This is a genomic window from Lyngbya sp. PCC 8106 (genome assembly GCF_000169095.1).
GTDB lineage: Bacteria > Cyanobacteriota > Cyanobacteriia > Cyanobacteriales > Microcoleaceae > Capilliphycus.
In genome coordinates this window covers 1-1985 of record NZ_AAVU01000097.1, presented here as the reverse complement: position 1 = coordinate 1985, position 1985 = coordinate 1, and the positions used below count along the sequence as shown (strand labels likewise).

Genomic DNA, 1985 nt, shown 5'->3' with positions numbered 1-1985 from the left:
TGGCTGATGAGGTTGGAGTGCAGAATAAACAGTTTGGGGCCGAACTTGCACACCGGATGTTTACTCCCCTGGCTGAAAGTTTCTCCACAACCTCAGAAGAAATTCTCAAGCGTTCATTTGGAGGAAATAAAAGCGCTTAATTGACGGGCAAAAAGCAATTTGACAAGGAGAAAAGCATGGCTTATACAGTACGTCACCACGAAAAATTTGACAGCCCACAACGCACGCACAAGGCTGATTCACTAGAGGATGCAGCAAGGTTGGCTAGTGAAATTAATCTAGATCGGCAGGGTGCTGTAATGATTAACAATGCACTGGACAACAAAAACCCCCAAATTTACGTGGAACCCCAGTACGAGATTATCCCCGATTTTCCCGAGCTTGATTAAAGCTATTGCTGAAAACGTAGATAAAAATGATTAACTTTTTACTCGGCAATGCCTTTATGCTTACAATGCGGCTATGGGCAAAAGCGGCATCAATCCCAATTAATCAGCTAGCATCTCAACACATCAACAAAGTGGCTCAAATCTACTCTAAGACGGAAGTTTGGGATGAGAATCTAGCAGTTAGTTTTGCAAAAGTTTCAGCCATTGTTAAGGAGATTGACTAACCATGTTCGGACTAGGAAAGAAAAAAGAAACATCCCTCGGTTCACAATCCATGAGTGAAGCTGAAAGCATCTTGCAATCAGCCAATACAGCACCCTCAATTTCCAATAATCAGTACAATTGGGCGGCTCACTATAAAGGCGACTTCTCAGGGATTGAACGACTCACCCCAGAGGAAGTAGAAGCCGCCAAACTGCAAGCTAAAGAACTCAAAGAACAAGTCACCTTACAACGGGGAAAATTTGCGGCTGACACAGACTCAGTGGAGTCTACCAAGCGCATTTTTAAGTCAGAAGAATCTCACAAGCGTCAACGATTGGGGAAGATTCTAGACGCACGGGATGGAGAGATTAAAACCGGAGAATATCTCAACGGTAAACTCAAGCCCGGGCTGCATGAACAGAACCAACGCCTATCTCTCTCTCAAGTCAAAGGTGAAGCATTAATCGGACGCATTGATGAACGGTTCCAACTGCGGCGAGAAAAGGTCAATCAGCTAAAGGAAACGCTTTATGCTTAGTACCCGTTATGCTGACTTAATCGCTCTCAGTTTGGCATCATTTAATATTGCCTTGTTGGTAGCAAGATTGATTCAGCCTAATCTACTTTGGTGGCAATGGGCGCTAGTGGCCTTGTTGTTTGTTAAAACGTCAATCATTGGTGGATTGCTGGTCTATTAGGGGTAAAGACAAGATACGCGCAAAATTTATCACGATGTAAAGTTGTGTAAAGTAGCCATGTATTTATGTCTTTCAAACATTGCCTAGTTGGGTTCAATTTAGGCAATGTATAATGAAGGGAGAAACAGATCATAAAGCTTTCAGCTATTCTTACCCAACCACCCCAACTTCCCTTTTCGGCAAAGATGGTTTCTCACCCTCATCCCCCTGTAAAAGTAGCGTCAAAGCGAGAGCGGGAATATTTGCGTCCCAAGGAAGTGGAAGCAATTCACAAAGCAGCGCATTCATTTGGAAGACACGGAGTTCGAGATGCAGCCATTATTTTACTAATGTTTCGGCATGGACTTCGCACCGCAGAGTTAGTTTCTCTGAAATGGTCACAAATTGATTTGAACGACGGCTATATAGAGATTATAAGAGTAAAACACGGGCATGATAGCACTCATCCCCTACGCGCTCCTGAATTGAGGTCATTACGTCAGATTAAACGAGATTATCCTGAAACTCAGTATGTGTTCGTCTCCGAGCGCAAAGCCCCCCTCTCCACCCGAACTATCCGTCACATTATCGCCAGAGCCGGAGAATTAGCCGGACTTAAAGAATCTGTTTATCCTCATCAACTGCGTCATGCTTGTGGCTATTATCTTGCTTCACTTGGACATGATACCAGAGCGATTCAAGACTACTTAGGACA

Annotated in this window: 5 protein-coding genes; all 5 read left to right on the top strand. The window is 43.9% G+C overall.

Features of this window, described 5'->3' with window-relative positions:
- Positions 1-176 precede the first annotated feature (176 nt).
- A complete protein-coding gene (locus L8106_RS29010; protein ID WP_156803852.1) occupies positions 177-389 on the top strand; it encodes a hypothetical protein in 213 nt (70 codons plus the stop codon).
- A gap of 26 nt (positions 390-415) precedes the next feature.
- A complete protein-coding gene (locus L8106_RS29005; protein WP_009788157.1) occupies positions 416-613 on the top strand; it encodes a hypothetical protein in 198 nt (65 codons plus the stop codon).
- Between the two features lie 2 nt (positions 614-615).
- Positions 616-1131 (top strand): hypothetical protein, encoded by a 516-nt coding sequence (locus tag L8106_RS29000; protein WP_009788156.1) that lies wholly within the window; start codon positions 616-618, stop codon positions 1129-1131.
- Entirely contained in the window at positions 1124-1291 is a 168-nt protein-coding gene (locus L8106_RS32705; protein ID WP_009788155.1) for a hypothetical protein, read from the top strand. The genes L8106_RS29000 and L8106_RS32705 overlap by 8 nt, the downstream gene beginning before the upstream one ends.
- A gap of 185 nt (positions 1292-1476) precedes the next feature.
- Positions 1477-1985, top strand: a 509-nt coding sequence (locus L8106_RS28995) for a tyrosine-type recombinase/integrase (RefSeq protein WP_009788154.1), incomplete at its 3' end; no start/stop codon positions are given.